The organism is Marinobacter sp. M5B (assembly GCF_042604615.1).
Classification (GTDB): domain Bacteria; phylum Pseudomonadota; class Gammaproteobacteria; order Pseudomonadales; family Oleiphilaceae; genus Marinobacter; species Marinobacter salarius.
The window spans coordinates 3837401-3862372 of record NZ_CP156894.1 but is presented as its reverse complement, the minus strand read 5'-3'; the positions used below and the strand labels follow the sequence as shown (position 1 = coordinate 3862372).

Below are 24972 nucleotides of genomic sequence, written 5' to 3'. Positions count from 1 at the left end.
CTACTATACCGATCAGGGCGTCTGTTTAAAGCGTTCGATGCGCTCGCCCGTTTCCGGGTGGCTCGACAGCATGTCGCGAAGGCTGTCCCACCGGCTAGTGCCTTCCTCGGCCTCTGAGGAACGGTCCTCGCCATGAGCAGCCATCAGGCGCTCCATGATGGTAACGAAGTGGGTCGGGTCCAGGTCGTGGTCCGTCATTGCTTTCAGGGCATAGGCGTCGGCCTCCCGTTCCATGTCACGGGAGTAGGACAGGCTCATCATGACCGCCGGAACCACTACGGTTGCGTCGGAAAACGCAGACAGGTCACCGGTCATCATCACGATCAGCCAGAAAGTCAGTGACGATTGCACCATGCCTTTCATGCCATGGTTATGGGCGACATGGCCGATTTCATGGGCGAGGATAGCGGTCAGTTCGTTATCACCTTCGGCGAGGTTCACCAGATCGTCCGTGAAGATCATCGTGCCGTCCGGCAATGCCATGGCGTTGGCGCCGATGGCGGGAGACGAGCGGAAAATCACTCTCAGGTCTTTGCCCGCCACTGGCGTCAGGAAAGGCTCGAAGTGGGCCTGCAACGCCTGTTGGCGTTCCTCCGACAGCTCAGAAGGTTCAAGCCAGGTGCTGTCCAGCGTCGTGAGTGTGGAGTCGCCAACCTGCTCCGCTATGCTGTCCGGGAGCGCATTGGCCACGGCCTGGGCCGCCCAGGGCACGCCCCAGACAAACGCAGCGCCGGTGGTCGCAATCGTGACGACGACCGCAACCAGAATCAGCCCCAGGTGATTCTCCAGCGCGTGCAGCAGCCGATTGCCACGCCCCCGCCGGGATTGCCGGCTAAGCTGATCCACCGCGGCGTTGTCTTCGGTTTCAAAGACCCCATCGTCAGGCAGGTGGAGGTAGCGGGGGGTGTTGCCAATCCGTGGCGATATGGTCACATCGTCGTGCGCGAGGCGCAGTCGGGTGTCTCCCGCATCAACGATGATCACGCCAGCGGCGGAGCGCAATACTGCGCCCCGCCGGCTGGAGTCATTACCTGAATAGAACTGACCTTCGATCGTGACTTCAGATGGCGGCGAAGTCGACATCGAAGGCATCTCCCAGTTCCTGTCCCAACGCGCTGGTGCGGTTCTGTTCGGCCGCAACGAAGTGGTTCAGGTCACCGCTGACCATCATGGCCGTGCAGGAAGCCCGATACCTTGCCATGCGCACCTTGGCCCAGGGGGTGAAAAGGCCAAGGGTGAGGACTACGAAGAAACTGTTGGACAGGTAAATCCACACCATTTTCAGCGGTTGCAGGCGGGATTCAAAGCCGTGACGGTCGAGGTGGACGGCATTGAGGAAGAGGTTTGAAATGCCCGCCATGAAATAGCCGAACAGTGTCAGGTAGCCAGCACCGGCAATGATCGACCCGACGGTAAAGCCGACATAGCGCATGGCGAGGAACGCCGCAACACCGAAGGCAATGGCGATCAGCAGGCCTTTTCCGAAGAAACGGTAGTAGGATCCGGTATCGGCTTTGAGCGCGAACTCGGTGGTGCCGTATCGGCTGCCGTTAGCGATGAATTCGTGGGTTTTCTTCATCACCAGTGGGGTAAGCAGCAACAGGGTCAGCATGTTCAGCAATGGCCACACAAACGCCACCATGAAAGCCTGGCCATAGCGGCCCTGAAAGTCGAAGCGGATGTTGCGGTAGGCACTGTTGACGGCATTGAACCGCAGCGAGCGCACCATGATCCAGGGTACGAGGGGGATAAATGCGATGGCAAAGACCACGGCAGCTTCAACATACATCTCGGAAAGCACCACGTAGACAACCAGGACAGCCAGGGCAATCAATCGACCTTTGAGGATAGTGATCGGGCTGGCCAGGTACTGGAAACTGGCGCCATCGAGTTTGGTGTTGCCGTAGAAGTATTGATTGTTACGCACTGTGGCCCAGGCCGAATAAATGCCAAGGGTGACAATGGTCAGCAGGATGTTGACGATCCAGATTCCGAAATACTCGCGGCCGTTGCCGGTGAACTCCAGCGGTGTCTCCCGTTGTGGACCGGTCGGGGTGGCCGTTGCTGGCTCGTCGTCTGACGATGCTGGCGGTTGGGCGCCGGCGGTTTCCAATTTGGGGTTTACTGCAGCGGCGGGCTGTTTCGCAATTTGCACTTCGGCACCAGCTTTTGTCAGTCGCTCCTGGTAAACCAGGGCGTCCGCGCGACTGAGACCGGACTTGAGTGTCTTGGTGGCACCGCTGAAAAGGCTTGCAGTACGTTCGTCGGAGATCCGAAACAGGGCTTGTACATTTTCCCTGACTTCTGCGTCGTCGAATCCTTCGAGAATCCGCCCGGCAAACGTTATCTGATAGAGTTCGTTGTGGAGTTCCTTGGTCATGACGTCCCTTGTACCTGTTGTTCCCTGATGGGGTGTTCATGTCACCCGTTGTAATCGAAAGATGGTGCTGCGCTCGTAAAAGACCGCTACGGGAAGAAAGTTACCAGAAATTCATGCGGCATGCGCGATATCAGGCACAAATAATCCATGTTAAACCGACGATAAACCGTCGGATGTAAAATTAAGGGGTAGGCGTGACCACAGAGCAGGGAATTGTCTTCGCAGTGTTGGGGGCCACGCTGGCTCTGTTCATCTGGAACCGGCTGCGGTTCGATGTGGTGGCGATGCTGGCGTTGTTGGCGATTGCCATTGCCGGGCTGGTGCCCACTGACGAACTGTTTGCCGGCTTTGGTCACCCTGCCGTGGTGACCGTTGCGGCGGTTCTGGTGATCAGTCAGGGCCTGGTGAATGGCGGTGTGGTGGATAACATAGCCCGGTTCCTGGGGAAGGTAGGGCACCGCCCCACCATACAGGTGCTTACCCTGACGGCGGTCGTTGCGCTCTGTTCCGGTTTTATCAACAACGTGGGTGCGTTGGCGCTGTTGATGCCGGTAGCGGTGTGGATGTCCAGGGAGGCAGGGCGTTCGCCCTCATTGCTGCTGATGCCACTGGCGTTTGGTTCGCTGCTTGGAGGCACCATGACCCTGATCGGGACGCCTCCGAATATTATCATTGCCAGCTATCGGGAAGGCAGCGAAGCGTTCGGTCTGTTCGATTTTGCGCCGGTGGGCGCTGCGATCACCTTTGCCGGTGTCGCTTTCATCGCCCTGGTGGGGTGGCGATTGACGCCCAGAAGGGGCGACGAAAGTGGGGATGACGACAAGCTTTTCAGCGTTGGCGACTACCTGACCGAACTGAAGATCCCCGAAGGTTCTCCCCATGCCGGCGCGACACTCCACAACCTGCTGGCGGAAAGCGGGGAAGACCGGGACGTGGTGGTGCTGGCGCTGATTCGCGACGACAAACGCCAGCTTGCGCCATCAACCTACAAGGTACTGCAAGAGAATGACCTGCTTCTGGTGGAATCGGACACCGAGAGCCTGCAGGCGTTCCTCGACAACACCGGCCTGGAACTCGGTAGCCAGGATGACTCCGAATCCGAAGAGGACAAAACGGCACGGAAAAGCCGTAAAAAGGAACTGAATGAAGGTGAGGTGCAGCTGACCGAAGCGGTGATCACCCCTGAATCTTCCCTGGTGGGGCAGACGGCCAATCGCCTCAATTTGCGCGAGCGCAACGGCCTCAATATTGTTGCCGTTGCCCGGCAGGGGCATCGGCTGAAGCGCCGGCTGGGGGATATTCGCTTCAATGCCGGTGATATTCTGCTGGTGCAGGGCTTCGAAGACACCCTGACCGGTACGCTGTCCAACCTCGGTTGCCTGCCGCTGGCCGAACGTGGGTTGCGCTTGGGCTCTTCCCGCAAGACCCTGCTGGCATCCGGCATCTTTATCATCAGTATCGTTGCCATTGTCAGCGGTTGGCTGTCAGCCCCGGTGGCGTTGGTGTCCGGCGCTGTGGCCATGGTTTTGACCAAGCTGATTGACGCCCCCGGTGCCTACCGGGCCATCGACTGGTCCGTGATTGTGCTGCTGGCGGCGATGATCCCGGTGGGACAGGCGCTGGAAACCACGGGTGGCGCAGAGTTGATCGCCGGCCAGATGCTGGCAATTGGTGACGGACTGGCCCCATCGGCCGTGCTGGTCATGGTTCTGGTGGGAACCATGCTGTTATCGAACGTGGTCAATAACGCGGCGGCGGCCATTCTGGTGGCGCCTATTGCACTGAGCCTGTCCGCTGAACTTGGCATGGCTTCCGATGCGGTGCTGATGGCGGTTGCAGTTGGCGCCTCCTGCGCCTTCCTGACGCCCATCGGTCACCAGTCGAATGCGCTGGTGATGGAGCCCGGAGGCTATCAGTTTGGCGACTACTGGCGTTTGGGCTTGCCGCTGTCGATCCTGGTCACCGCTGTTGCCGTACCGATGATCCTGCTGGTTTGGGGGTGACGAAGAGTGATGAAGAGTGATGAAGAGTGATGAAGGGTGATGAGCGCGAGCATCGAGAGCGTTCCCTGTACCAAGCTCTCTGTTATGCTGAAGGCGAGAAACGGGTAATCGACGGAGCCGACATGACGCAGAGCGAACAGGCGCAGAAAACAGAACTGCTGGCCGAGTTGGAGGCGACCCGCCAACGGACCTTTGAACTGGTTGACTCCCTCAGTGATGAGCAGCTTGAGGTGCCCTACCACCCGGGCGTGAACCCGCCACTTTGGGAAATGGGGCACGCGAGCTTTTTCTACGAAGTGTTCGTTTTTAACCTTCTGGATGGAACCCCGAGCTACGATCCGTCCATGGATGACCTGTGGGATTCGTTTCACATTGATCATGGAGACCGTTGGAGTCGCAAACTCTTCCCCGGCCGTGAGCAAACCCTTCAGTATTTCAACACCATCTACGATCGTGTTGCGTCGCGCATCGCACAGCAACCACTGACCGATGAGGCCCTGTACCTCTATCGCTACGCCATTTATCACCAGCACATGCACATTGAGTCGATGACGTGGTGTCGGCAGACGGTTGCCCTGCCTGCTCCCCCCGGCATTGTTGGCGCCTTGCCAGAACGTGTGGAGCCTCTGCCCGGCGATGCACTCATCCCCGGCGGTCGCTACCAGGTTGGAATGCCGGGCGAGTCTGACTGCTACGCCACCACCGACTTTGCCTTTGATGGGGAAAAGCCGCGTTTCGAAACCACGGTGGAGCCGTTTGCAATTTCCCGCCACCTTGTTTCCAACCGCGATTTCCTGGCGTTCGTTGAGGATGATGGCTACCGGCGACCTGAACTCTGGTCTTTCGGAGGACGCAAGTGGTTGAGTACCGAGACCGATACTGCCCTGGTGCATGGCAGCTCCCAGCCAATGTTGCGGGAGCCCAGGCATCCACTTTACTGGCGCTGGCACGAGGGCGAATGGCAGGAGCGTGTGTTTGACCGCTGGCAGGCCCTGAATCTGGATGCGCCTGTCGTCCACGTCAGCTATTGGGAGGCCGAGGCCTATTGCCAGTGGGCCGGCCGCCGCTTGCCAACAGAAGTGGAGTGGGAGGCTGCGGCACTGGGTAACCGGATTGGCGAGGATTTTCGTCGTTTTCCCTGGGGGAATGAACGGCCAACACCCGACCATGCGGATCTCGACGCCACCCACATGGCGCAACAGCCGGTGTGGGATTATCCGGCGGGTGATAGCCGCTCCGGCTGTCGCCAGATGATCGGCAGTGTCTGGGAATGGACCAGCAGTCAGTTTCTTCCCTATGACGGATTCAGGGTCGATATGTACCCCTTTATGTCTACCTTGCAGTTCGGTGATCACAAGGTGACCCGGGGTGGTGGGTGTGCGACATCTTCATGCCTGATCCGGGGCACTTACAGGCAAGCCTATCTGCCCCTTCGCAACGACGTGTACACCGGGTTTCGCACCTGTGCGCTGTCGGATTCGGCTTCTGGTACACGCTGAGGATCTTGATATGAATGTCTATGAAACCGACGAACTACTCGGGCAGTACCTGGGGTTCCATTTTGGTGAAAGCCATTTCGGAGTGGGAAATTATCCCGCCCGCTGCGCCGGTATCTGCCAGGAGTTGATGGCAGGCCGGGATAAACGACGAGCGCTTGATCTTGGGTGCGCGGTGGGCCGCACCGCCTTTGAGCTTGGCCGGGTCTTTGACCATGTGGTGGGAGTGGACCTTTCCCGCCGGTTTATCGATGCGGCGACTACCCTGCAGAAGACCGGAGAGATCGATTACTTCCGCCGCGACGAAGGGGAGCTTGGCGAACGCATAACAGTGAGCCTGAATGCCCTGGGGCTCGACCGGGCGACTGAAAAAGTATCGTTTGCCACCGGCGACGCCAGCAACCTGGGGCCGGAACATGTGGATTATGACCTGGTCTTCGCGGGCAACCTGATTGACCGTCTTCAGGATCCGGGCGCCTTCCTGGAAAGCATCCATAGACGCCTGGCTCTGGGCGGCACCCTGGTGATCAGCTCGCCCTATACCTTGATGGATGAATTCACCCCGATTGCCAACTGGATTGGCGGATACGAACGCAATGGCCAACCCTATACGGTCTATCAGGGTATGAAAGAGATACTCTCGCACCATTTTGAAGAGATACAGCCGCCCAGGGATGTGCCGTTTGTCATCCGGGAAACCCGCCGTAAATTTCAGCACACCATTGCGGAGCTCAGTGCCTGGCGTCGAACCCGGTGATCAGTCCCGGCGGGTAAAAAATGCTGTCTGGGTAGGGTGCCCAACGTCGGGTACGTAGTCTCCAATGCCTCCAAATCGCACGTCATAGCCGTTGCGCTCGGCCACACCACGGGCCCAGCGCTGGAACTTGGGCCTGTCCCATTCGAATTTGTGGTCTTCCTCGCGGAATTCACCCGGCGCCAGGTCGAACAGGGGGTTGTACTCCCGATTTGGCGTGGTCATGAACAGATACCCTGGCCGGTATTCCCCGAACACCGCGCGTTCCACCCTCGACAGCTGCTCTGGCCGGACATGTTCAATGGTTTCCACCATGGCGGCCGCATCGTAGCCGGTCAGGGCAGGATTGCTCTCGGCGTAGGAACCGCGGACCAGCCGGATCCTCGGAGTTTCTTCGGACAGGTATTCAGCGAGCACGGCACGGGCCTGCTGAAGAGACACGCCGGAATCTTCCAGGCCGGTTATGCTCTCGAAGTGGTCGTCCGCCAGCATTCGGTAGAGCAGGGAGCCGGAACCGCAACCCAGGTCGAGTACGCGCCTTGCCCCAGTCGACTTCAGGGTACGCAATACGAAATCCAGACGCTCCTCGTGGAGGGAGGTCATCTGGGTCATCATGCTGTTATCCGGAGCCTTGAGTTCGTGCATCAGGCCTTTGCGTTCTCCGTTGGTGATGGTGCCTGGCCGTCGCGATGTAACACCTGGCTTGCCAGGGCGACGCCGGTTTCACTCATGGTCAGGTAAGCCTCGTCCGCACCCGCTTCGCGAATTCGCTCTGCTTCGTCGGCGTACAGGGTATGCGCCACAATATAGCCGGTGAAGCCCTTTTTCCGAAGGTTTCTGGCGGCGATCAGTTTGCCTTCGATGTCGCCCATGGCAAGGATGACGGCTTCAACCGCCGGCATGTGCAGCCCTTGCCAGAAAGAGATGTCCTCCGCATCTCCGAAGACCACATTTCGTCCTTCCTTCTGGTGTTTTTCCACCTTTGCCGGGTCGGAGTCAAGCGCCTTGATCAGTGGCTCCTCACGAGCAAGCTGGTCATAGGCGGCTGAGCCGGTACGGCCCATACCCATCACCAGTAATCTGGTGTTGCCCAGGGAGATCGGTTGTTCGTCGGGGTGGCGCCGCTGGCTCTCAAAGGGAGCCAGACGGGCACTGAAGCGCTCATAGACCGTGTGGGAAAGCCGGTTCACGGGGGCAGACACCACGAAGGACAGTGCCACGGTGATGGCCAGGGGGACCAGCCACTCCGGCAGGGCGACACTGGCCACGATAAGGCCAAATTCACTATAGTTGGTCAGTGACAGGGCGCTCAGGAAACTGCTGCGAGAGCGCAGGCGGAAGGCCAGCAACAGGAAGAAAAACAGCACCCCTTTCAGGGGCACTACCAGCAGCGCTACGGCTGCAAACAGCAATGCCTCACCATCCGGCAGGCCGCCGATGCCAATCTGCAGGAAAAAGCCCACCAGGAACATTTCCTTTACGCTCCATAGCGATTTGGCCAGTTCCTGGGCACGTGGGTGGTTGGCCAGCATGGCGCCAAGCACCAGGGCGCCAAGCTCCGAGCTCAGCCCCACTGCTTCAAAACCGAGCCCGCCAAGAACCAGAGCCAGTAGGAGCCCGAGCAGAACCAGCAACTCATCGTGACCACTGGCATCCAGCAGTTTGAACAGCAGTGGTCTGAGCAGGGGCAGGCCAAAGATAATCAGCGCCCACTGGGAGGGCGTCTGGCCGGCGGCCAGACTCATCACCACGAGGGCAATCAGATCCTGCATGATCAGGATTCCGATGGCGACACGCCCATGGAAGGCTCTCAGTTCACGCTTTGTTTCCAGCACCTTGGCGGCCAGCACGGTACTGGAAAAGGAGAGTGCGATGGCGAGCAGAAATGCAGTCTGCCACGTGAGTTCCATCAGCAGGTAGAGGCCGGGGGTAAACACCGCACAGGTGATGCCAAAGTGAAGCAGGCTGCCGCCGATGACTTCAGGGCTGATGATGGAACGTAGCTTCAGCTTCAGGCCAACGGTAAACAGCAGCAACAGGACGCCCAGGTGGGCGATGTGTTCAAGAACATCGGTAGCTTCAATGGCCAGGTCAGTGGCGGCGGAGAGACCGCTCAGCACAAACCCTGCTGCCAGGTATCCCACCAGGGGCGGCAGGCCAATGGCTTTGACCGTCAGGCCGAGGACAAAGGCAAAGGATATCCATAGTGCTTCGGGCATGGGTCACTTCACGGTTTAGAAACAAGGCTCTGGCAAGGCTACCGTGTTTCCGTCGGGCCGTGTAGTCAAAACTGACTTGTCGTGCCAGTTATCACGCGTTGGCGATCACTTTCCCTGGCCGGTGGCGGTTGCGACGAACTCGCGGAACAAGCCTGCGGATTCTTCTGGCACCTCGACCATGGGGGCGTGGCCGACGCCTTCCAGAAGCACTTTACGGGCATCTGGGATTCGCTCGACGAACACATCAGCGTTGCGATAATTGATCACCCGGTCTTCCATACCCCAGACCACCAGAACCGGTGCCTGGATGCGGGTGATGGCATTGCGGAAGTCATCCTCGTAACCGGTATCCCGGATGGCATCGAAAATCACTTCGTTGACGTCGCGGTTGGCAATGGCCTTCTCTTCCATGACGTCGTAAATGGGCCAGGGCACGAAGGGTTTCTTCTCCAGCGCAAAATCAACCAGGCGTTCAAAGTCGCCCTCCTGGGAGGGGATCAGCGGATTGTCACCGCCCATGACCAGGCTGACCAACTCGCTGTCGTACTCAAAAATTCCCGCCGGATCAAAGAGGGTGGCGGTGCGGATCTGGTCCGGGTAGGTCGCTGCATAGAGAGCGGTGATGGCGCCCCCCATGGAGTTGCCCATCATGTGCGCTCTCTGGACGCCCAGAGCATCAAGAATCCTCGACAGGTGCCTGACCTGATCCTCGAATCGATATCCCAGGTCCAGCTCCTTGCTGCTGTCACCATGGCCGGGCAGGTCGATGGCATAGACGTTGAACTCATCCGTCAACTGCCGCGCCAGTCGGGTCCAGTTGTCCTTGTTGGCGCCAAAGCCATGGACGAGCACGATGGTGTCGCCGTCCACCGGCTCTGCATTGCTCAGGTAGGCAATGGTCATCTCACCAACGGTGATACTGGATTCCTCCAGCCCGGCACTGGAGCGTTCCCAGCCAATGGCGTTGTCATACAGAGCCTGGCGGGAACAGGCACTGATCATCAAGGTGATGATCAGTATTGAGAGGGTCGACAGGACAGATCGTTGAGCCATCAGAGCGTTCCTTGCGAAGAGTGGGCAGATTCGGGCCTGCGCTATCAGGTGTTTTCCCTGGCAATCGCGCGATAGGCAATGTCCTTGCGATAGAAGGCACCGTCCCATGAAATGCGCGCAGCTACCTCGTAGGCGCGCTTCTGTGCCTCTGTGACGGTATTGCCCAGGGCCGTGGCGCACAGCACTCGTCCACCGTTGGTAGCCACCTGTTCCCCGTTCAAACGGGTACCGGCGTGGAAGACCTTCTCGCCCTCGGTTTCCGATTCTGGCAGCCCGGATATGACGTCGCCCTTGTTGTAGCTGCCAGGATAGCCGCCCGCAGCCAGCACGATGCCCACGGAAGCGCGCTCGTCCCAGTCTGAACGGCACTGGTCAAGCTTGCCGTCAATGGCAGCCCCGCAGAGTTCCACCAGATCCGATTTCATCCGCAGCATGATGGGCTGGGTTTCCGGATCGCCAAAGCGGCAGTTGAATTCAATGACCTTGGGGGTACCTTCGCCATCGATCATCAGGCCGGCGTACAGGAAACCTTTGTAGGGGTGGCCTTCCGCGGCCATGCCGCGCACGGTGGGATAGATTACCTCGTCCATGATTCGCGTGTGGACATCCGGTGTGACCACCGGAGCCGGGGAGTAGGCGCCCATGCCACCGGTATTCGGGCCGGTGTCACCGTCGCCCACCCGCTTGTGGTCCTGGGAGGTGGCCATTGGCAGTACGTGCTCGCCATCCACCATCACGATAAAACTGGCTTCTTCGCCATCCAGAAATTCCTCAACCACCACGCGGTTGCCTGCATCACCAAAGGCATTGCCGGCCAGCATATCGCGGATGGCGTCTTCCGCTTCTTTCAGCGTCATGGCAACAATCACGCCTTTGCCCGCAGCCAGGCCATCGGCTTTTACGACGATGGGCGCGCCCTGCTTGCGCACATAATCCAGTGCCTGGTCCACGTCGGTGAAATTGGCGTAGGCAGCGGTGGGGATGTTCTGACGATCCAGGAAATCCTTGGTGAAGGCTTTGGAGCCTTCCAACTGCGCGGCACCGGCGCTGGGGCCGAATACTCGCAGGCTGCGCTCTTCGAACAGGTCCACAATGCCATCAACCAGCGGCGCCTCGGGGCCGACAATAGTCAGGCCCACATGGTTGGCCGCGGCAAAGTCCGCCAGGCCCTTGAGGTCCATCACGTCAATGTTGATGTTTTCCAGGCCGGGTTCGCGGGCGGTGCCGGCGTTACCCGGCGCGACGAATACCCGATCCGCGTCCGGTGATTGGGCGGCTTTCCAGGCCAGTGCGTGTTCGCGTCCGCCGGAGCCTATAACAAGAATATTCATGATCGGTTCCTGTGTGTCGGATTAGTGCCGGAAATGGCGCATGCCGGTAAACACCATGGCAATGCCGTGCTGGTTGGCTGCGTCGATCACTTCCTGGTCACGCATGGAGCCGCCCGGCTGGATCACGGCGGTAATGCCGGCTTCTGCGGCGGCGTCGATACCATCCCGGAAGGGGAAGAACGCATCGGACGCCATCACCGAGCCTTTTACCTCGAGGCCTTCATCGGCGGCTTTGATGCCGGCAATCTTGGCGCTGTAAACGCGGCTCATCTGGCCGGCGCCCACGCCGATGGTGCGGCCCGCCTTGGCGTAGACAATGGCGTTGGACTTGACGTACTTGGCCACTTCCCAGGCGAAAAGCAGGTCGTTCAGCTCCTGTTCGGATGGTTCACGCTCGCTGACCACCTTGACGTCTTCCATCGCTACCATGCCCAGATCGCGGTCCTGAACCAGCAGGCCACCGGTGACGCGTTTGTAGTCCATGGATTTGGCGCGTTCGCCATCGAACTCACCACAGGCAAGCAGGCGTACGTTCTTCTTGGCGGCGACCAGCTCCACCGCTTCTCGTGCAATGGTCGGGGCAATGATCACTTCCACGAACTGACGGTCGATGATGGCCTTGGCAGTTTCCGCGTCCAGTTCGCGGTTAAAGGCAATGATGCCGCCAAACGCAGAGGTGGGGTCGGTGGCGAAGGCCAGATCATAGGCCTGTAGGATGTCAGCACCGATGGCCACACCGCAGGGGTTGGCGTGCTTGACGATCACGCAGGCGGGATCGGCAAAGGGCTTGACGCATTCCAGCGCGGCGTCGGTGTCGGCGACGTTGTTGTAGGACAGTTCCTTACCCTGAAGCTGTTTGGCGGTGGCTATGCAGGCTTCCCTTGGGTTGCGCTCGGTGTAGAAGGCAGCCCGCTGGTGGGGATTTTCTCCGTAGCGCATGTCCTGAACCTTCAGGAACTGAGTGTTGAAGGTGCGAGGGAAATCGGCGTTGTCGTTGTCGGCGGTGCGGCCGCCGAGATAGTTGGCGATAGCACCGTCATAGCCGGCGGTGTGCTCGAAGGCCTTCACGGCCAGGTCAAAGCGCGTGGTGTAGCTCAGCTCGCCGTCGTTGGCTTCCAGCTCTTTCAGAACACGGCTGTAATCAGAGGCGTTCACCACAATGGCCACGTCGTTGTGGTTCTTGGCAGCCGCGCGAACCATGGTAGGGCCGCCAATGTCGATGTTCTCAATGGCGGTGGCAAGGTCGCAGTCCGGTTTGGCGATGGCATTCTCAAATGGGTAGAGGTTTACAATCACCATGTCGATGGGGTTGATGCTGTGCTCTGCCATCACCGCGTCGTCGACGCTGCGACGACCAAGGATACCGCCGTGGATTTTCGGGTGCAGGGTTTTGACCCGGCCATCCATCATTTCCGGAAAGCCGGTGTAGTCACTGACTTCGGTGACGGGTACCTGGTTTTCCTGCAGGAGGCGAAAGGTGCCACCGGTAGAAAGCAGTTCGATGCCGCGATCGGTCAGTGCACGGCCGAATTCAACGATACCGGTTTTATCGGACACGCTGATCAGCGCACGACGGACGGGGGTATTAGCCTGATTTGCCATGAGTCACTTATTTCTGCTGGGTATGAACGAATGAAGGCCTCGCGAATGGTGTCCGGGAGGCCCTCGTTTCAATCGGGTAGCTGGATTATAGCAGACCGTACTGTTTGAGCTTCTTGCGCAGGGTGCCGCGGTTCAGGCCAAGCATGGTCGATGCCTTGGTCTGGTTATTGCGGGTGTACTTCATCACCTGCTCGAGCAGCGGGGCCTCTACTTCCGATAACACCAGTTGGTAGACCTCGGTCACCGGGGCGCCATCGAGTTGGGCAAAATAGTTTTTAAGGGCAACTTCCACGCTGTCGCGCAGGGTAACCGTGTTGCCGCTGCTGTTCACCGTTTGCAACTGATGAATATCATCGTTGGCAGGTGGGGTCAGGTTGTCTTTAGCCAAAGTCTCAGCGGTCATGCTGCGAATACCTCTCCATTTCGTAAGCCTGCAAAGTACTGTTGAATACTGTCTTTCTGCGCCATCGCGTCGTCAATGGCGTTGAAGCGTTTTCTGAACTGTTTGTCTTCGTCGTGGGACTGGAGGTACCAGCCCACGTGTTTCCTGGCAATTCGTACGCCCATGGTCTCGCCGTAAAAGCGGTGCAGGGCGTCCAGGTGTTCGCTTAATACCTGTTCCACCTCATCCACAGGCGGCTCCGCAAGGTGTTTTCCGGTTTCCAGGAAATGCAGGATTTCCCGGAAAATCCAGGGTCGTCCCTGTGCTCCACGGCCAATAAGCAGCCCGTCAGCACCGGTGAACTTCAGTACATGCTGTGCCTGTTCCGGCGAGTTTATGTCGCCGTTGGCAAATACTGGAATGCTCACCCGGGACTTTACGTCGGCGATCGTGTCGTACTCGGCCTCGCCTTTATAGGCATCGGCGCGGGTACGACCATGAATGGCCAGGGCCTGGATGCCAGCGTCTTCTGCCATGCGGGCGATCAGTGGCGCATTCCGATGTTCCCTGTCCCAGCCTGTGCGCATCTTCAGTGTCACCGGGATGTCCACGGCAGCCACGACCGCTTCCAGGATATCCCGTACCAGCGCCTCATCTTTCATCAGTGCTGAGCCGGCGGCCTTGTTACACACCTTCTTGGCCGGGCATCCCATGTTGATGTCGATGATCTGGGCACCGAACTCGGCATTCAGCCTGGCGGCGTTGGCCAGCATCTCAGGGTCGCCGCCGGCGATCTGCACAGAGCGGGGCTCGGGTTCACCTTCATGGTTCATGCGCGTTTGTGACTTGCGCGTATGCCACAGTTTGCTGTCCGCAATGACCATCTCGGATACAGCCAGCCCAGCGCCCATTCGCCGGCAGAGCAGGCGAAAAGGCCGGTCTGTTACACCGGCCATAGGTGCAACAATCAACGGATTGGGCAGGGTGTACGGCCCGATTTTTGCCGTTGGCAGCATGATCTGAATCCGTGTAACAGCGGGTTAAGCGAACGTCGGATGTGATCGGCTGCTCAATAAGTAACCGATCCTGATCCGAAGGGCGGTAATGATACCGCTGGCAGAGATCCTATTGAAGGGGCGAAGCCATGAAAAAATTGATTATTTTTCGTCCTCTCTGGTTGACTTTCAGTCTATTCGGTGGCCGCCCCCGCTTTCTGTCGAGTGAGGACTTGCTTACTCCTGATAGGCGCGGAAGGCGATATTGTAGTTCACGGCGTCCTTTCCAGGGTCGCGGATGTTGATGACGATCCTGACGGGGGTATCGGTCGGCATCGCCTCAAGATCACGGCCGTCTCCCGCCAGGTACTCGTCCGGTGTGAACACACTCTGGGCGACCACATCACCATTCAGGTTGGAGAACGTCAGGGCGATGGCGGGGAATGGCTGTTCAAAAGCGGCCCGGTTGATGATGACGGCATCAACCACCAGTTGGCTGCGGTTTTCCGGATTGGTTCGGACCACCAGTTTGCGGCTCTGGATGGCATCCACATTGATCAGTGGTTTCAGTTCGCACCCGGCGATTTCGCAGCCCTGTTCATAGAACGGGCGCAGTTCCGGTATGGAAGACAGGCGGTCGAACTGGAACCAGGTGACTTGCGCCACCAGGACGCCGATCAGTGCCAGGATAATCAGGGTCCATAGGACCGTTCTCACGCGGCCCCTGCCATTGCCTGCCACAGAGACCGGCTCCCTGCGCAGGTTGCTGTAGGGGGAGCCGGCGATAAGAGGTTCGTTGTCGGTTACCGGCCCGGCATCATAGTCGAAGGACGACGATTGGGGTTCATCGACGTAGAAGCCATCGGCGTTGTCCACCGGTTCCAGGCTCAGGTCTTCGGGTTCCCGTGGTGTTGCTTCGGGCTCACCCCAGACCTGTTCATCAAATGGCTCGTTCTCGAGTGGTTCTGATTCCGGTTGCTCGAATTTCGCAGGTTCTTCTTCTGGCGGCTCGGGTTCAACAGGGGCAGGCTTGGTCTTGCGCCTGGTGTCGTCTTCTTCGGACAACATCGCCTCGGCCCAGCTTTCATCGATTTTTTCGTGGGTTACGTCGTCGCTGTCGGTCTCGAACGTGCCACCGCTGCGCTCGTCGACAGTGCGAAAGCTGTCGCTCAACTCGTCGTCGGAGAAGGTCAGCCGGGTACCAGCGTATGGGCCCTCGGCAGCATCTTCCTCAGGGTTGTCCGCAAAAATCAGGTCATCATCCGAGGTGAACCCTGGATCTGCCGGAGCATCCTGCTGTTCCGGTGCGGACGGGCCGCTCTTTGGGCTGGATATGCCTGAAGCGCCCTCGTTTATCCGGTGTTCGACGGCATTGAACACCGCCATGCAGTTGCCGCAACGCACTTTTCCGCTGGCTACGCTCAGCTGTGCGTCGGTGACCCGGAACCGGGTTTCACATTTTGGGCATCGTGTCTGCAGGCTGCTCTGGGTCATGCTTCTTTCCTGTAGGCGGCATCGCTACGAGTCACGGAGTTTAGTTGGTTCGGCAGAATTCGTCACCTGTCGTTGCGCCGTCCTGTGAGCCGTATCCACTCCTCGCGTTGTTCCGGCTCGTCCATGATGAACCAGGGCTCGTAGGCCTCCATGACCTCCCGGGCCTGGTTGGACAGTATGCCGGATAACACAATATCACCGCCTGGTTTTACCTTTGCTGCCAATCTGGGTGCCAGGCCAATCAATGGCTGGGCCAGTATGTTGGCCAGCATGATGTCCGCCATGGTATCGGGTTCATCCCCGGGCAGGAACAGGTCTAGCCGGTCTTCTTCGACCTTGTTGCGGCGAGCATTTTCCCGGCTGGCTTCCAGTGCCTGGGGGTCTGTGTCGACTCCGATAACGTGGTCAGTGCCCAGTAATAGGGCTGCAAGACCCAGTATGCCGGAGCCGCAACCATAGTCGATCACTTGCCGTGAGGTCACGTCCTGACCATCAAGCCATTCCAGGCATAGAGCCGTGGTGGGGTGGGTTCCGGTGCCAAAGGCCAGGCCGGGATCCAGCAGCAGGTTGGCGGCGTGGGGATCTGGAGCGTCGTGCCAGCTGGGCACGATCCATAGCCGGTCACCGAAGCGCAGTGGCTTGAAGTCATCCATCCATTCGCGTTCCCAGTCCTTGTCTTCCACCAGGGTAACGTCGATGTCGGGTAATGATTGTTGTGTCTGCTGGTGCCAGGCATCCTTAACGGCGGCGCAGAGCTCTTCAATATCGCGATCGGACCCGAACAGGCCGGTGACACTGGTCTGGTGCCAGAGCGGCGTTGTACCCGGGTCGGGCTCGTACAGGGGCTGGTCTGCGGCATCTTCCATGGAGACGGCTTCTGCGCCCATCTCCATGAGCAGATCCTCAAGCTGGTCCGCGTTATCCGGATCAGCTGGGATCTGTAGTTGTATCCAGGGCATGTGGGTGTCCTGTTTGGTAGACGAATCGACTGATCGGGTCAGTCCCGAATCAGTTTTTCCAGATAATGGATGGTGAAGTCTACCTGTTTAAAGCCGCCATCGCGTACCAGTTTTCTGTGCAGTGCCTGGTTCGTCTTGATGCCCTCGACCACCAGTTCATCCAGCGCATTCTTCATGCGGCGGCGGGCAATTTCCCGATCGTCTCCCCAGGTGATCAGCTTGGCGACCATGGAGTCGTAGAATGGAGGTACGGTGTAGCCGCTGTACAGGTGAGAGTCTACCCGTACACCGTTACCGCCAGGCGCATGGAAGTGCTTGACCTTGCCCGGGCTGGGTACAAAGGTTTGCGGGTCTTCGGCGTTGATACGGCATTCCAGCGCGTGGCCGGAAATCTTGATCTCGTCCTGGGTGTATTGCAGGGGCAGGCCACTGGCAATGCGCAGCTGCTCGCGAACGATATCGACACCGGTCACCATCTCTGACACCGGATGCTCCACCTGTACCCGCGTGTTCATCTCGATAAAGTAGAAGGCGCCGTCCTGGTACAGGAACTCGAACGTACCTGCACCCACGTAGCCAATCTCCTTGCAGGCGTCGACACAGGCTTTCAGGGTCTTCTCACGCGCTTCCGGATCGATATTCGGCGCTGGGGCTTCTTCGATGACTTTCTGGTGCCTGCGTTGCATGGAGCAGTCACGGTCGCCAAGGTGGATGACGTTGCCGTGGGTGTCCGCCAGTACCTGCACTTCGACGTGGCGGGGGCGTTCCAGATATTTTTCGAGATAAACCGTAGCATCCCCGAAAGAGTTCTTGGCTTCCGACTGTGTGACCTGCACGCTCTTCAGCAGGGCCGCTTCGGAATGCACCACCTGCATGCCGCGGCCACCACCGCCAGAGGCGGCTTTGATAATGACCGGATAGCCAATTCTACGGGCAACTTCCAGGGTGCGATTGTCGTCGTCCGTCAACGGGCCATCGGAGCCGGGCACGGTAGGGACGCCCGCTGCAATCATTGAGTTGATGGCGGAGACTTTGTTGCCCATCAGGCGAATGGTATCGGCTCTGGGGCCGATAAAGCGGAAGCCGCTTTTCTCAACCTGTTCAGCGAAATCCGCGTTTTCGGCGAGGAAGCCGTAACCGGGATGGATGCCGACGGAATCTGTCACTTCAGCCGCACTGATAATAGTCGGGATGTTCAGGTAACTGTCCGCAGCACTGTTGGGGCCGATACAGACCGACTCGTCCGCCAGGCGAACATGCATGAGGTCGCGGTCGATCTGGGAGTGGACAGCCACGGTTTTGATGCCCAGCTCCTTGCAGGCGCGCAGGATGCGCAGGGCAATTTCGCCGCGATTTGCGATCAGGACTTTTTCTAACATAGCCATGAGAGTATCACCGGGTTCAGGAAATGATGATCATCGGCTGGTCGAACTCGACCGGCTGACCGTTCTCCACCAGGATCTCGGCGATGGTGCCGCTCTTGTCTGCCTCGATCTGGTTCATCATCTTCATGGCTTCGACGATGCACACCACGTCGCCGGCTTTCACTGATTGCCCGACTTCCACAAACGCTTTCGCGGTGGGTGAGGGCGAGCGGTAGAAGGTGCCGACCATTGGCGACTTCACCGCATGGCCGGAAGGCTCTGCCGGCTTTGCGGGCTCGTCGGCGGCTGGCGCGGACGGCTGCGGTGAGGCGGGCTGGGGTGCTGGTGACGGATAGTGTGCCATATACTGTGGCGCAGCCAGTTGTTCACGACGCCGGGAGATGCGAACAGAATCATCACCCTCGTGAATCTCCAGCTCCTCGACGTCGGATTCCTCCAGCAGTTCGATAAGTTTCTTGATCTTGCGAATGTCCATAGTCAGTCCGATCCCGTTTTAATCAGTTCTATCGATGAATTCGTTGCAGGGCGGCTTCGAGTGCAAGGTCGTACCCCAGGCTGCCCAGCCCGCAGATAACGCCATCGGCGATATCAGAAAAGTATGAGTGATGACGGAATGCTTCCCGCGCATGCACGTTGGAAAGATGGACCTCAATAAACGGTATGCCCGAGGCCAACATGGCGTCCCGCAGTGCAACACTGGTGTGGGTGAACGCCGCCGGGTTGAAGATGATGAAATCAACCCCTTCTGATCTGGCTTCATGTATCCGCTCAATCAGTTCATATTCCGCGTTTGACTGTAAATGTAGCAGGTGATGGCCATCTTCGGCGGCTTTCCGGTGCAAACGGTCGTCAATGTCCGCCAACGACTCGTGGCCATACACCTCCGGCTCGCGGGTTCCCAGCATGTTCAGGTTGGGGCCATGAAGTACGAGTATGGTCGACATGATTTCGTCTGCCTTGCTGACTTTTTTACAGGATCGCCGAATTTAGCGACATTTTCCCACAATGGTGCGTTCTTGAAGTCTTCAGATCAACACTTTTTGACAATCGGGTGTGTGTCGAAAAGTATCTTATCTCTGTGTCGAAAAGAATCTTACCCACGCACAAGCAATCTTTGTCGTTTGCACGGTCATTGTCGTGAAGGGGGATCAGGAGTTCTATAAGACGTTGGTTTCATAGAACGGCCCCGAGAGCGGGGCGGGGCCGTTGCTGGGGAGAGCCCGCCAGTGGCGTTTGGGCTCAGTCGCCGGCGGCGGTCACGCAGTTGCGGCCCTGGGCCTTGGACCGGTAAAGAGCCTTGTCCGCCCGTTCGCAGAGAGCCTGGGAGGTATCACCCTTCCAGGCGGCAACGCCGCAACTGAAGGTGACATTAAACTCCCGGTCGCCAGCCGGTTGCAGCAGCTCCGAGAAACGCTCGCGGATTTCGTTCAGCACATTGCGGGCATCGCTCTCGCGGGTGTCCGGCAGAATAATGGCAAATTCCTCGCCACCGTATCGGCCAATGTGGTCGGTCTTGCGCAAGCGCTGTTTCAGGAACATGGACAAACTTCGCAGCACGCGGTCGCCAATGGGATGGCCAAACGTGTCATTCACCTTCTTGAAGTAGTCGATGTCGATCATTGCAAAGCACAGTTGCTGGTCTTTCTGCCGCGCCCGCACGATCTCCTGATCGAGCAGGTGCAGGGTATGAGTGTGATTGAATAGGCCGGTGAGGCTGTCGCGGATCATCAGCGCCAGCAGTGACCGGGCGCGGCGGCCCCGATTGTGTATGGTGGAGATCAGGTGTTTCGGGTCAATCGGCTTGGTCAGGAAGTCATCGCCCCCCAGGCTCATGGCATGCAGCTGTTTGGAAACGTCTTCTTCGGCGGATAGGTAGATGATAGGCACGCTATGAAAACGGTCCTGCTGGCGGATTACTCGCGCGATTTCCATGCCGGTGCAGCCAGGCATGTACATGTCCAGAATGATGATCTCCGGCGAGAACGACTCCAGCGCATGAATGATTTCCATCGGATCGGTGATGATGTGGGCATTCATGCCCGCTTTTTTCAGAACCGTTTCCATGAACTTGGCCTGAGCGCGGGAGTCATCCAGCACCAGCACTTTGTAGGGCTCAACGGTATTGCCGTGGGTGTAGGTCTCGATCTTCTCGATCAGCTGGCCGGGATCAACCGCCGGGTAGAAGAATTCCTCGCCACCGCAGCGGGACGCCCGCAGGCGGGTTTGGATGGTGCCATCTTCGTCGCTCATGAAGATGATGGGGATGGGTGTGTCGTGTCGCTCCTGAAGCCGCTCGATGGTGGCAATTCCGCTCAGCGGCTCGCCGCCGTAGTTAACGTCCATCAGGATGGTTTCGGGTTTGTGAAGTGCGCAGGCTTCGATCAGCTTGTCGGCGGTGTTGAACGCTGACGCACGGAAGCCGAAGAACTCAAGCTGGCGGATCAGGCGGCTGGCCATCTCTTCACTGGCCAGAGCAATATAGACGGGCGTGCGTCGATACTGTTGGGGAGCCTCGCTGGCTTCCTGGTCGGTCCGTCTCAACGTGCATTGGGACAGCTGCTCTATGGCGTCCTGGAGCTTGCGATCCAGGCTTTCGGGAAGCGCGGTGCCTTCCGGCCACTCGCCGATCAGGTCAAAAACCTGGCGCCCGGAATCGGCATGGCTTTCCATGTCGAAGCGCTTTGCGTAGCGAACCAGCTTGTCGGCTGCCCTGGCAAAATCGCCCCTGAAGGCGGCAGACTGGCCGGTGTCTTCGTGGATCTTTTGCCATGTATCCAGGACGACGCGCGCCTGGGTGGTGACACGGCGAGCGAAGTGCTGCCTGAGTTTGTCTTTCTGGCTATCGTCGTTCATTGTGCTCCGGCCTGTGTTTTTCTCGTTCTGAGCCGCCCGTTTCCGGTACAAGCGGATATTTTCAACATTAGTCTTTTTGCAGAGTCTATAGTGTTTAATGTTGTCGGCGTAGGTGACGCTGTGTAAATGTTTGTCAACTCTGCGGGGCAGGTCACACCAGATAGCCGACAATCGTTGTTTCAGACTAGGGGCTGCCAGTGATGGCACGGACGCAAAACGACCGACAGATCTCTCGCCAGCAAGGTGTTATTACCTTGCGCAGTCTGCTGTTGCTGTTTACCGGTGGCATGTTGCTGCTTGTGCTGGTGGCGGCGGCCAGCGTCAGTTTTGACCGGTTCCGGGACTACATGTCGGGTCAGCTCCAGGGCCATGCCCGGGATGGTGCCACGGCCATTGGCCTGTCCCTGTCCAATGCCATTGACGGTCGCGATCCAGTGGCCTCGTCTTCATTGATCGATGCCGTTTTCGACAGTGGTCGTTATCTCTCGGTGGTCTACGTCAATAATCAGGGTGAGGAGGTGGCCGGGCGGGAAACCTCCCTGCGTGAGGTGGATGTGCCGGGCTGGTTTGTGGCGCTGGCGGATCTGCCACTGCCGGTGGGTGAAGCGGAAGTGGTGCGCGGCTGGAGTCGACTGGGTAAGGTGCGGGTCGTAAGCCACCCTGGCCGGGCCTACGAAGACCTGTGGGTGGTGACGGTTAGAATCGTGGCCGGCTCTGCCCTGATTGGTGGCCTTGGGTTGATCGGCCTGTTTTGGATGATGACACGCCTGATGCGTCCGCTCAGGGCTGTTGAGAAACAGGCCAGGGCCTTGGGTAAACGGGACTTCAGGCGTCGGGTCGACATTACCTCCACGCGGGAATTGAACCAGGTCACCCACGCGATGAACCAGATGGCGGATGACCTCGGGCGACTTTTTGAAGGGCAGGCCAAACTGATCCAGCACCTGCGCAAGGTGAACAACGAAGACAGCCTGACCGGGCTTGCGAGCCGGCAGGCGTTCGAGCAACGCTTGAAGGTTGAAGTGGAATCGGAAGAGCGGTCCGCCCCCGGGGTGCTGTTCCTGATCCAGTTGGAAGAGTTCGCCCAGTATAACCAGAGTTATGGCCGCGACGAGGCCGACCGCTTGCTGGTTCGCATTGCGGGGGCGCTGAATACGTTTGTCCATGCGCACAGCGATTCGTTCGCCGGCCGCATGACGGGTGCCGGGTTTGCTGTCTTCCTGCCTGGTGTTTCACGTGCCGATGGGGTGATCTGGTGTCGCCAACTGGTCGAAGAGCTGGATGGCATCTATTCCGACCTCTCCGCTCCCATGGATGTGTCTGTTCATGCAGGCATTGCCCAGGCTGCTGAAACCCGCAAAGCGGGCGAGCTTATGTCAGCGGCCGACGAAGCGCTTCGGCAGGCACAGATGGAGGAGGGATCTGCCTGTCATGCCGCTGATCGCGACCGGCCTGAGCACCATGACAGTGAAAAGTGGCGGATCATGATTGGCGAAGCGATCACCCAGGGACAGATGTCGCTGTGGATGCAGCCCATGATCAGCAATGGCGATAACGGGGTGCTGTTCCATCAGGTCTTTTCCCGGATGAGAACGGAGGAAGGCTGGATCAAGGCTGGTATTTTCGTGCCCATGGCGGAACGCTTTGGCATGATCCCCGACATTGATCGCTGGGTCCTTGAGCGTTCCCTGGCGCTTCTGCATACGGAACCAGACACTCGCCTGGCGTTAAGCGTGGGCATGGTTTCGGTGGCCAGTGAGGCATTCCGCAAAGAACTTCTGGAGCAGCTGTCCGCTGCCGGCAAGGAGCGCTGGCGATTGCAGATTGGTATTTCCGAGCAGGCTGTTCACCACCACCGGACGGCGGTAGGACTCCTGGTGCGTGGGCTGAACCGGCTCAAGGTGCCGGTGATTGTCGACCGCTTCGGTGTAGGCGGGGTGCCCTTCAGCTACCTGAGGAATCTGAGGTTCCAGGCACTGCGTATTGATAACAGCTTCGTTCATGATATCGACAGCCACGACGACAACCGCTTCTACCTCGAATCCGTGACGACCATCGCCCACAGCCGCGGCGTGCGGGTCTACGTCACAGGTGTTGAAACAGCCGGTGAATATGCGGCACTGCAGGGTGTCGGTATCGATGGCGCAATGGGGTACCATTTGGGCCGGCCATTTGAGGTGGGACATTAGTGTGTGATCGCGGTTACAGTGCCGAAAAACGCCGCAAATTGCATAAACGTTGCCGTTGCTTCATGGTATTCGCAGTGCGCGAACGGATAGCGTCCGGGATAAAACGACAAACAGGGGAACTGAAAACCGATGCCAGGAAAAATCAGACAGTATTTCAGTGATCGCAAAGACGACGTTCAGGACTACACCGGCGGAGGGGTTGTCGGCAAATTTATACTGGCCGTTGTGGTTGTGTACCTGCTTGTTGCCCTGGTGCTAGGCATGATCTGGAGCAGCGAGCCAGACGTTTTCTCGGTACGCGAACACACACGCGCCGTGGCCAATGAGATGCAGCGTGAACCGGTGGCCGGTTTCGCAACAACGGCAACCATGATCCGGGTGGCGGAGACTCTTCTCGATAAGCCTGGCGGTTACGTTTCGAACGACATATTCCCCCCGGGGCTTTGGCTCGACAACATGCCTAACTGGGAATACGGGGTGCTCGTTCAGCTTCGCGACCTGTCCCGTGCCATGCGCAAGGACATCAGTCGTTCCCAGAGTCAGTCCGCTGAGGACCCTGACCTGACAATTGCTGAGCCTCAGTTCCACTTCGACAGCGGTAGCTGGGCCATTCCCTCCACCGAGGCGGAGTATCGTCGTGGCATCCAGGCCCTGTATAGCTACCTGGACCGCTTATCACGCCCCGATCAACCCAACGCCCAGTTTTTCGCCAGGGCTGACAACCTGGCCAACTGGCTGGCGGACCTGGAAACCCGCCTGGGCAGTCTATCCCGAACGCTTGGTGAGAGTGTTGGCAAAGCGTCGGTGTCCGACGCCGTGTCCAACGTCAATCCCGGCGACCCGCTGTCGGAAGATGTCATGGGCGAGGAGGTCAAGACCTCCTGGACGAAGATAGACGACGTGTTCTATGAGGCGCGCGGCAGTGCCTGGGCTCTGTTGCATATCTTCCGCGCCATTGAAGTGGACTTCCGCAAGGTGCTTAACGACAAGAACGCCCTGGCCAGCGCCAAACAGATCATTATCGAACTGGAAGGTGCGCAGGGTGAAATGTGGAGCCCCGTGATTCTGAACGGCAGCGGCTTCGGTGTGCTGGCCAATCACTCATTGACCATGGCGGCGTACCTGTCCCGCGCCAGCGCTGCGATCAGTGACATGCGTGACCTGCTGACCCGAGGCTGATGCCGGTACAGCATCGCCGCATAAAAAAAACCGGGCCACGCAGCCCGGTTTTTTTGTCATCGACTGAAAGCGTCGCCGATCAGCCTTTGTAGGCCTTCACGGACGCTTCGATGGCCTTCTTGGCTTCGGCGGCGTTGGCCCAGCCCTGAACCTTAACCCACTTGCCCGGCTCCAGCGTCTTGTAGTTCTCGAAGAAGTGCTGGATCTGGTCGCGGAGCAGTTGCGGAAGATCTTCCACATCTTTCACGTCGGTGTAGCTCTTGGTGAGCTTGTCGTGGGGTACGGCAACCAGTTTGGCGTCGCCACCGGCTTCGTCTTCCATGTTCAGCACGCCAACCGGGCGGCAGCGAATCACGGAACCGGCCTGAACCGGATACGGGGTCACCACCAGCACGTCAATCGGGTCACCGTCGTCAGCCAGGGTGTGGGGAATGAAGCCGTAGTTGGCCGGGTAGAACATTGGCGTAGCCATGAAGCGGTCTACCAGCAGGGCGCCCATGTCCTTATCCAGCTCATACTTCACCGGGGAGCTGTTGGACGGGATTTCGATGGCCACGTAGATGTCTTCCGGCGGGTTCTTGCCAGCAGGGATATGGTCGAAGTTCATGGTCGATCCTTTCTGAAGTGCGTTTAACTGCGTTTAAAAAGTGGGCGCAATTATACGGGACAATGGTGTGGATCGAAACTAAACGTTGGTA

Annotated in this window: 21 protein-coding genes; 5 read left to right on the top strand and 16 right to left on the bottom strand. The window is 58.7% G+C overall.

Features of this window, described 5'->3' with window-relative positions:
* Window positions 1-12: 12 nt before the first annotated feature.
* On the bottom strand, window positions 13-1083 hold the full coding sequence (locus tag AAGD24_RS17530) for a M48 family metallopeptidase (RefSeq protein WP_228210078.1): 1071 nt from the start codon (window positions 1081-1083) through the stop codon (window positions 13-15).
* The gene (locus AAGD24_RS17525) at window positions 1061-2380 is read right to left on the bottom strand and encodes a YjgN family protein (protein ID WP_228210079.1); all 1320 of its coding nucleotides are present in this window, start codon (window positions 2378-2380) and stop codon (window positions 1061-1063) included. The genes AAGD24_RS17530 and AAGD24_RS17525 overlap by 23 nt, the downstream gene beginning before the upstream one ends.
* A gap of 194 nt (window positions 2381-2574) precedes the next feature.
* Here AAGD24_RS17525 and AAGD24_RS17520 point away from each other — a divergent pair, with 194 nt between their 5' ends.
* The 3 genes from AAGD24_RS17520 to AAGD24_RS17510 all read left to right on the top strand — a co-directional run bounded on the left by AAGD24_RS17520 (window position 2575) and on the right by AAGD24_RS17510 (window position 6636).
* Complete coding sequence (locus tag AAGD24_RS17520) at window positions 2575-4383, top strand: SLC13 family permease (protein ID WP_036210577.1); 1809 nt, start codon at window positions 2575-2577, stop codon at window positions 4381-4383.
* A 122-nt stretch (window positions 4384-4505) separates the two neighbouring features.
* A complete protein-coding gene (gene senA / locus AAGD24_RS17515) occupies window positions 4506-5882 on the top strand; it encodes a selenoneine synthase SenA (RefSeq protein ID WP_126813121.1) in 1377 nt (458 codons plus the stop codon).
* A 10-nt stretch (window positions 5883-5892) separates the two neighbouring features.
* Window positions 5893-6636 carry a putative 4-mercaptohistidine N1-methyltransferase gene (locus tag AAGD24_RS17510; RefSeq protein WP_036210573.1) on the top strand — a complete coding sequence of 248 codons (744 nt, stop codon included), beginning with the start codon at window positions 5893-5895 and terminating at the stop codon, window positions 6634-6636.
* Here AAGD24_RS17510 and AAGD24_RS17505 read toward each other — a convergent pair whose 3' ends face one another.
* The 13 genes from AAGD24_RS17505 to AAGD24_RS17445 all read right to left on the bottom strand — a co-directional run bounded on the left by AAGD24_RS17505 (window position 6637) and on the right by AAGD24_RS17445 (window position 20906).
* Window positions 6637-7278, bottom strand: coding sequence for a methyltransferase domain-containing protein (locus tag AAGD24_RS17505; RefSeq protein WP_126811450.1), 642 nt, complete (start codon window positions 7276-7278; stop codon window positions 6637-6639).
* Complete coding sequence (locus AAGD24_RS17500; protein WP_036210567.1) at window positions 7278-8852, bottom strand: cation:proton antiporter family protein; 1575 nt, start codon at window positions 8850-8852, stop codon at window positions 7278-7280. Before AAGD24_RS17500 ends, AAGD24_RS17505 begins: the two co-directional genes overlap by 1 nt.
* Window positions 8853-8957: 105 nt before the next feature.
* A complete protein-coding gene (locus AAGD24_RS17495) occupies window positions 8958-9905 on the bottom strand; it encodes an alpha/beta fold hydrolase (protein WP_136634135.1) in 948 nt (315 codons plus the stop codon).
* Window positions 9906-9949: 44 nt separating this feature from the next.
* A complete protein-coding gene (gene purD, locus AAGD24_RS17490) occupies window positions 9950-11236 on the bottom strand; it encodes a phosphoribosylamine--glycine ligase (RefSeq protein WP_126811454.1) in 1287 nt (428 codons plus the stop codon).
* Window positions 11237-11257: 21 nt separating this feature from the next.
* The gene (gene purH / locus AAGD24_RS17485) at window positions 11258-12838 is read right to left on the bottom strand and encodes a bifunctional phosphoribosylaminoimidazolecarboxamide formyltransferase/IMP cyclohydrolase (protein WP_036210557.1); all 1581 of its coding nucleotides are present in this window, start codon (window positions 12836-12838) and stop codon (window positions 11258-11260) included.
* Between the two features lie 85 nt (window positions 12839-12923).
* The gene (gene fis / locus AAGD24_RS17480; protein ID WP_007154166.1) at window positions 12924-13241 is read right to left on the bottom strand and encodes a DNA-binding transcriptional regulator Fis; all 318 of its coding nucleotides are present in this window, start codon (window positions 13239-13241) and stop codon (window positions 12924-12926) included.
* Window positions 13238-14233 carry a tRNA dihydrouridine synthase DusB gene (gene dusB, locus AAGD24_RS17475; protein ID WP_174447645.1) on the bottom strand — a complete coding sequence of 332 codons (996 nt, stop codon included), beginning with the start codon at window positions 14231-14233 and terminating at the stop codon, window positions 13238-13240. The genes fis and dusB overlap by 4 nt, the downstream gene beginning before the upstream one ends.
* Window positions 14234-14452: 219 nt before the next feature.
* Window positions 14453-15709, bottom strand: a complete 1257-nt coding sequence (locus AAGD24_RS17470; RefSeq protein WP_228210081.1) for a DUF3426 domain-containing protein — start codon at window positions 15707-15709, stop codon at window positions 14453-14455.
* A 62-nt stretch (window positions 15710-15771) separates the two neighbouring features.
* Complete coding sequence (gene prmA / locus AAGD24_RS17465) at window positions 15772-16668, bottom strand: 50S ribosomal protein L11 methyltransferase (RefSeq protein WP_228210082.1); 897 nt, start codon at window positions 16666-16668, stop codon at window positions 15772-15774.
* 38 nt (window positions 16669-16706) lie between these two features.
* Window positions 16707-18053 carry an acetyl-CoA carboxylase biotin carboxylase subunit gene (gene accC / locus AAGD24_RS17460; RefSeq protein WP_036210545.1) on the bottom strand — a complete coding sequence of 449 codons (1347 nt, stop codon included), beginning with the start codon at window positions 18051-18053 and terminating at the stop codon, window positions 16707-16709.
* Window positions 18054-18069: 16 nt separating this feature from the next.
* The gene (gene accB / locus AAGD24_RS17455) at window positions 18070-18528 is read right to left on the bottom strand and encodes an acetyl-CoA carboxylase biotin carboxyl carrier protein (protein ID WP_228210083.1); all 459 of its coding nucleotides are present in this window, start codon (window positions 18526-18528) and stop codon (window positions 18070-18072) included.
* Between the two features lie 28 nt (window positions 18529-18556).
* A complete protein-coding gene (gene aroQ / locus AAGD24_RS17450) occupies window positions 18557-18997 on the bottom strand; it encodes a type II 3-dehydroquinate dehydratase (RefSeq protein ID WP_036210542.1) in 441 nt (146 codons plus the stop codon).
* A 295-nt stretch (window positions 18998-19292) separates the two neighbouring features.
* The gene (locus AAGD24_RS17445; RefSeq protein WP_036210539.1) at window positions 19293-20906 is read right to left on the bottom strand and encodes a diguanylate cyclase; all 1614 of its coding nucleotides are present in this window, start codon (window positions 20904-20906) and stop codon (window positions 19293-19295) included.
* Window positions 20907-21106: 200 nt separating this feature from the next.
* Between AAGD24_RS17445 and AAGD24_RS17440 the strand changes: the two genes are divergently transcribed.
* On the top strand, window positions 21107-23095 hold the full coding sequence (locus tag AAGD24_RS17440) for an EAL domain-containing protein (RefSeq protein WP_379865771.1): 1989 nt from the start codon (window positions 21107-21109) through the stop codon (window positions 23093-23095).
* A 129-nt stretch (window positions 23096-23224) separates the two neighbouring features.
* Window positions 23225-24274, top strand: a complete 1050-nt coding sequence (locus tag AAGD24_RS17435) for a DUF2333 family protein (RefSeq protein ID WP_036210533.1) — start codon at window positions 23225-23227, stop codon at window positions 24272-24274.
* A gap of 79 nt (window positions 24275-24353) precedes the next feature.
* Here AAGD24_RS17435 and ppa read toward each other — a convergent pair whose 3' ends face one another.
* Window positions 24354-24881, bottom strand: a complete 528-nt coding sequence (ppa, locus tag AAGD24_RS17430) for an inorganic diphosphatase (protein ID WP_036210530.1) — start codon at window positions 24879-24881, stop codon at window positions 24354-24356.
* Window positions 24882-24972 lie beyond the last annotated feature (91 nt).

Bases quoted from the DNA above. Each gene is read 5' to 3' on its own strand.
- ppa (WP_036210530.1), bottom strand. From the start codon at position 24,881: ATGAACTTCGACCATATCCCTGCTGGCAAGAACCCGCCGGAAGACATC.
- AAGD24_RS17435 (WP_036210533.1), top strand. From the start codon at position 23,225: ATGCCAGGAAAAATCAGACAGTATTTCAGTGATCGCAAAGACGACGTT.
- prmA (WP_228210082.1), bottom strand. From the start codon at position 16,668: ATGCCCTGGATACAACTACAGATCCCAGCTGATCCGGATAACGCGGAC.
- AAGD24_RS17505 (WP_126811450.1), bottom strand. From the start codon at position 7,278: ATGCACGAACTCAAGGCTCCGGATAACAGCATGATGACCCAGATGACC.
- AAGD24_RS17530 (WP_228210078.1), bottom strand. From the start codon at position 1,083: ATGTCGACTTCGCCGCCATCTGAAGTCACGATCGAAGGTCAGTTCTAT.
- AAGD24_RS17500 (WP_036210567.1), bottom strand. From the start codon at position 8,852: ATGCCCGAAGCACTATGGATATCCTTTGCCTTTGTCCTCGGCCTGACG.
- aroQ (WP_036210542.1), bottom strand. From the start codon at position 18,997: ATGTCGACCATACTCGTACTTCATGGCCCCAACCTGAACATGCTGGGA.
- AAGD24_RS17440 (WP_379865771.1), top strand. From the start codon at position 21,107: ATGGCACGGACGCAAAACGACCGACAGATCTCTCGCCAGCAAGGTGTT.
- accC (WP_036210545.1), bottom strand. From the start codon at position 18,053: ATGGCTATGTTAGAAAAAGTCCTGATCGCAAATCGCGGCGAAATTGCC.
- AAGD24_RS17470 (WP_228210081.1), bottom strand. From the start codon at position 15,709: ATGACCCAGAGCAGCCTGCAGACACGATGCCCAAAATGTGAAACCCGG.
- senA (WP_126813121.1), top strand. From the start codon at position 4,506: ATGACGCAGAGCGAACAGGCGCAGAAAACAGAACTGCTGGCCGAGTTG.
- AAGD24_RS17510 (WP_036210573.1), top strand. From the start codon at position 5,893: ATGAATGTCTATGAAACCGACGAACTACTCGGGCAGTACCTGGGGTTC.
- AAGD24_RS17445 (WP_036210539.1), bottom strand. From the start codon at position 20,906: ATGAACGACGATAGCCAGAAAGACAAACTCAGGCAGCACTTCGCTCGC.
- purH (WP_036210557.1), bottom strand. From the start codon at position 12,838: ATGGCAAATCAGGCTAATACCCCCGTCCGTCGTGCGCTGATCAGCGTG.
- AAGD24_RS17495 (WP_136634135.1), bottom strand. From the start codon at position 9,905: ATGGCTCAACGATCTGTCCTGTCGACCCTCTCAATACTGATCATCACC.
- AAGD24_RS17525 (WP_228210079.1), bottom strand. From the start codon at position 2,380: ATGACCAAGGAACTCCACAACGAACTCTATCAGATAACGTTTGCCGGG.
- purD (WP_126811454.1), bottom strand. From the start codon at position 11,236: ATGAATATTCTTGTTATAGGCTCCGGCGGACGCGAACACGCACTGGCC.
- fis (WP_007154166.1), bottom strand. From the start codon at position 13,241: ATGACCGCTGAGACTTTGGCTAAAGACAACCTGACCCCACCTGCCAAC.
- accB (WP_228210083.1), bottom strand. From the start codon at position 18,528: ATGGACATTCGCAAGATCAAGAAACTTATCGAACTGCTGGAGGAATCC.